Origin of the sequence: Streptomyces hygroscopicus subsp. hygroscopicus (assembly GCF_001553455.1) — a bacterium.
GTDB classification, from domain to species: domain Bacteria; phylum Actinomycetota; class Actinomycetes; order Streptomycetales; family Streptomycetaceae; genus Streptomyces; species Streptomyces hygroscopicus.
Genome location: NZ_BBOX01000602.1, coordinates 1 through 4,269 on the forward strand (window position 1 = coordinate 1; position 4,269 = coordinate 4,269).

At 73.0% G+C, this 4,269-nt stretch carries 3 protein-coding genes; 2 read left to right on the forward strand and 1 reads right to left on the reverse strand.

Going from position 1 to position 4,269, the window contains the following annotated elements; translation table 11 throughout:
* Positions 1-139: 139 nt before the first annotated feature.
* Complete coding sequence (locus AXW62_RS39190) at positions 140-1,855, forward strand: ATP-binding SpoIIE family protein phosphatase (protein WP_370682978.1); 1,716 nt, start codon at positions 140-142, stop codon at positions 1,853-1,855.
* A 300-nt stretch (positions 1,856-2,155) separates the two neighbouring features.
* Here AXW62_RS39190 and AXW62_RS39195 read toward each other — a convergent pair whose 3' ends face one another.
* Entirely contained in the window at positions 2,156-3,466 is a 1,311-nt protein-coding gene (locus AXW62_RS39195) for an MFS transporter (protein ID WP_060948514.1), read from the reverse strand.
* A 159-nt stretch (positions 3,467-3,625) separates the two neighbouring features.
* Here AXW62_RS39195 and AXW62_RS39200 point away from each other — a divergent pair, with 159 nt between their 5' ends.
* Positions 3,626-4,177 (forward strand): MarR family winged helix-turn-helix transcriptional regulator, encoded by a 552-nt coding sequence (locus AXW62_RS39200; protein ID WP_030843281.1) that lies wholly within the window; start codon positions 3,626-3,628, stop codon positions 4,175-4,177.
* Positions 4,178-4,269 lie beyond the last annotated feature (92 nt).

Genomic DNA, 4,269 nt, shown 5'->3' on the forward strand with positions numbered 1-4,269 from the left:
GGGCGAGCGCGCCGACCCCTCGGGACCCGGCGATCCTCCCGCGGCCACCCCTGACGGCGCCGCGCCGCCCGCCGCCGTCCCCACGCTCGACGGGCTGTCCGTCCATGACCTCCTCGGCCAGGTCCCGGCGCTGGTCGCGGTGGTCTACGGCCCCGAGCACCGCATCGCCTATCTCAACGACGCCTATGCCGACCTCTTCGGCTCCCGGGCCCTCGGCACGCCCGCCCGCCAGGCCCTGCCCGAGCTGCGGGAGCTGGGGCTGCTGCCGCTCATGGACCAGGTGCTGCGCAGCGGCAAGCCCCGTACGGTGAAGTCCCGGCGGGTGCCCGCGGGCCGCCCGGCGACCACCCCCGGACCGCGGCAGGAGGGCTCGGCCCCGGGCCCCGGCCGGTCGCGCCACGGCTACTACACCTTCACCTGCTCCCCGATCGAGATGGCCGCGCCGACGGTCCTCGCCCCCGGTGAGCAGGCGGACGAGCGGCCGGCCGAGGGGGCCGTGGACGGAGCGCCGGCGGACGGAGCCATCGCGGCCGCCCTCCTCCGTAAGGCCGTCACGCCGGAGACGGCCGTCCCCGAGACAATCGTCACCGACGCCGTCAGCGACGCCATCGACCCCGTCACCGGCACCGCCGCCCTCGGCACCGACCCGGCCACCGAGCCGATCCGCGGTGTGCTCGTCTTCGGCGCCGACGTCACCGACCAGGTCGAATCCGCCGAGCGGCTGCGCGCCAGCGAGCGCCTCCAGCGTGAGGCCGCCGTCACCCTCCAGCGCAGCCTCCTCCCCCAGGAGCTGGAGCAGCCCGACGATCTGCGCGTCGCCGCCACCTATCAGCCCGGCGGCACGGACGCCGCGGTGGGCGGCGACTGGTACGACGTCATCACCCTGGGCGCCGGCCGCACCGCCCTCGTCATCGGCGACGTCATGGGCCGCGGCATGCGGGCCGCCGCCGTCATGGGCCAGCTGCGCACCGCCGTGCGCGCCTACGCCCGGCTGGACCTCCCGCCGCACGAGGTCCTGCAGCTCCTCGACGGACTGGCCGCCGAGATCGACCCCCACCAGATCGCCACCTGCGTCTACGCCGTCCACGACCCCAATGAGAACCGCCTGGTCTACGCCTCCGCGGGGCATCTGCCGATCCTGGTCCGCGACCCGGACGGCACCGTGCGCCGCGCCTCCGAGCCCACCGGGCCTCCGCTCGGCACCGGCGGCTGGCTGCACACCTCCGGCTCGGTCCCGCTCGCCCCCGGCGCCAGCGCGGTCCTCTACACCGACGGTCTGGTGGAGCGGCGCGACAAGGACATCTACGACGGTGTGGCCGCGCTCGAGCGCGTCTTCGCGGGCGCGACCGGCTCGCCCCAGGTGATGTGCGACCGGCTCATCAGGGCGCTGGGCATCACCGCGGAGCACGACGACGACGTGGCGGTGCTCGTCCTCCAGCACCCCGCCCGCACCGGACATGACGCGGAGCTCTTCCACAACGCCGCGCTGGAGCTCCTCGGCGGAGTGGAAGCCGCACCTCGCGCCCGTGCCTTCGCCTCCGGGGTCCTCGCCAGCTGGCGCTTCCCCGTGGAGCTGCGCGATCTGGGCGTGCTCGCCGCCAGCGAGCTCGTCGCCAACTCCCTCCAGCACGGCACACCGCCCATGCGGCTGCGGCTGCGGCGCACCGACCGGCGCCTGATCATCGAGGTGACGGACGGCGACGACCATCTGCCGCGCCGCCGCCGGGCCGAACCGGTGGACGAGGCCGGACGCGGCATCTCGATCGTCGCGACCATCGCCTCGTCCTGGGGCTCACGCCGCACCCCGGGCGGCGGCAAAGCGGTGTGGTGCGAATTCGCCCTCCCGGCCGGCTAGCGCCCGTCGTCGGGAGGGATCCTGCTCCCGACGACGGCTCCTGGAAACCGCCGGACGCTGGCACGGCCCCTCCCCTCCTCGCGTCGCCGGAGCCGCCCGAGTACGTCCGGAAACGGGGGCGGCGGGCATTCCTTCACCGGTGTCCTCTGCCAACGGGCCGTAGCCGCGCGGGAGGCCGGACACACCGGTGACGGGCCCGGGCAGGACAGGGACAACCGGCCCCGACACGCACATCGCCCTGGCACGGCGGAGCCGAGTGACTCCTTCGCCGGACCAGGGCGGGGCGGATTGGCGGCCGGTTCAGGCCGCGGTGATCACCTCGTCCGACGCGGCCGCCCGCGGCGCGGGCACCGGGGCACCGGTGACCGCCCGCAGCGGATTGTCCTGCTGGGCCGTGAGCCGCTTGCCGAGCCTCAGCGCGAGCGCGGTGATGCCCAGCGAGCAGCCGATCAGTGCCGCGATGTACGTCCCGTACAGCCCGGCGCCCGCCATCAGCCCGCCGGCCGCCGGGCCCACCGCCAGGGCCAGCTGCTTCACCAGCGAGAACGCCGAGTTGTACCGACCGAGCGCCGACGGCGGCGCCAGGTCGGCGACCAGCGGCGCGACGGTCGGCGACAGCATCGCCTCACCGAGCCCGAAGAGCGCGTACGCCGAGATGATCGCCGTAATGCCGATGGCCTCGCTTCCAGGCACCAGCCCGGCGGCCCCGGCGGCGCACCACGCCACCGTCCAGACCAGCCCGACCAGCGCGATCACCCGGCTGCGCCGCCGCCGCTCGACCAGCTTGAGCACGACGAACTGGGCCAGCACGATCGCCGCCGTGTTCGCGGCCAGGGCGATGCCCAGCATCGACGGCGATATCCGGGCGACGTCCACCGCGAATGCCGTCAGCCCGGACTCGAACTGGCCGTAGCAGGCGAAGAACATCACGAAGCCCAGCACACACAGCTGCACCATGGCGCGATCGGCGAGCAGGGAAGGCCGGCCGCCGGTGCCGCCGAGCTGCTCACCGGCGGCCGGCACCGGGCCGTCGAACACCAAGGACCGCCTCAGCCTTACGGTCGCCACCGCCGCACCGAGCACCAGGAACATCGCCGCGTCGATCGCGAAGAGACGGACGAAGCTGGAGGCGGCGGAGGTGTCCACCAGCAGCCCGCCGAGCAGCCCCCCGACCCCGAGACCCAGGTTGCCCAGGAAGAACTGGGTGGCGAAGGCCCGCGACCGGGTGATCGGCGTCGAGCACCAGACGATCAGCGTGGCCAGCGCGGGCTGGATGGCCGCCATGCCCGCGCCCAGCACTCCGGCCGCGGCGATGACCAGCGGCTCACTCGCCGCCAGCCCGAGCCCCATCGATCCGACAGCGGCGGCGACCGCGCCCGCGACGGCAACGGACTGCGGCCCTCGCCGGTCGATCAACCGACCGATGAAGGGCAGCACGACAAGCGCGGCCACGGCGAACGTCGCGAGCACCACGCCCGCGGTATTCGCGCCGAGGCCCCGCACCCGCGCCACATAGACGAAGAGGAACGGGACCGTGAAGCCGTTGCCGAACGCGCTCAGCGCGTTGCCCAGCTGGATACGGCGCAGCGCTGCGCCCATCGCGGTGGTCACACTCACCTGCCTAGGTCGAGGAGGAGCAAAGGAAAACCGGCCTGACCTGCGGGTCAGCCCGGAGAGTCGATCTCTGAAGACTTCGAAGCTAAACTTCAATGCTTAAGAGTACAGAGGTAAGGACTTCAGTGCCAATGGGTGTCCTGTCATACTGCTCACATGGCGGAGACCCCCGGCCCCGACGACCTGCTGACCCTCGAAGAGCAGATCGCGGCGTACCAGCGCGAGTTCCAGGACCTCGACCCCCAGGTGGAACAGGTCGTCAGCGCGCTCAGTCGGCTCACTCGGCGCATGAACGTCGCATACAGCCGTCAGTCGGCCACGCTGGGCATCAGCAACTCCGAATGGGAGGTCCTCAAGGCACTCGTCCTGTCCGGGGCCCCCTACCAGCTGGGCCCGGGGGATCTGGCCAAGCGGCTGGGCCTCACCCCGGCCGCCATGACCCACCGCATCGACCGCATGGTCAACGAGGGCCTGGTCACCCGTGAGCGTGACGCGGACAACCGGGTCCGCGTCATCGTGGAGCTGACCCCCGACGGCCGGGAGAAGTGGCTGGAGGCGATGCGCCAGGCCACGGTCTTCGAGGAAGACCTTCTCCAGGACCTCTCCAGCGACGAGCGCGGAGCCCTCGGCGAGATGCTCACCCGCGTGCTGCGCAGGGTGGAGGAGGCCCAGCCCGACGCCGAAGGGCGGCTGAGCGACCTCGGCTGAGCCAGTTGGCCCAGCGGGGTTGACACGGGTCCGGGCGATCCGTAATGTGCTCCGGGCTGCCGCGGAGCCGTAGTAACGGTTCTCGGTCAGCA

Excerpts from the sequence above, each read along its gene's own strand:
- AXW62_RS39200 (WP_030843281.1), top strand. The coding sequence starts at position 3,626 with ATGGCGGAGACCCCCGGCCCCGACGACCTGCTGACCCTCGAAGAGCAG.